The following is a 412-nucleotide window of genomic DNA, read 5'->3' on the forward strand; positions in this document are numbered from 1 at the left end:
TGTAGCGATCATGCCGACAAACCCGAAATACATTGTCATCAGCACTCCGACGATGAGAACCGCCGCGGTGTAATCCAGTCCAAGAAGCAGTTTGATCAGCGCGCCCGCCCCCACGAGCTGGGCAATCATATAAAAAGTAGAGATGGCAATGGTATTGAGCGCCGCAACTCCGCGGATTTTCTTTTCTTTAAATCGAGCGGCTATCATGTCTGCCATTGTATACTTTCCAAGATTCCGAAGCGGTTCCGCCACGATATACAAGACAACGAGATAAGCCACAAGAAAACCGATGCTGTAAAAGAAACCATCAAATCCATATAACGCAATCATTCCGGCAATCCCAAGAAACGAGGCGGCAGACATGTAGTCACCCGCAATTGCCAGTCCATTCTGAACACCGGTGAGCCCGCCG

1 protein-coding gene is annotated in these 412 nt (G+C 49.8%); it reads right to left on the minus strand.

The annotated features are described in order from the left end of the window. On the minus strand, positions 1 to 412 hold a 412-nt coding region (locus tag RVS70_RS22825; RefSeq protein WP_414617193.1), incomplete at both ends, for a cation acetate symporter.

This window comes from Virgibacillus sp. M23 (assembly GCF_034190895.1).
GTDB classification, from domain to species: domain Bacteria; phylum Bacillota; class Bacilli; order Bacillales; family Amphibacillaceae; genus Virgibacillus; species Virgibacillus salarius.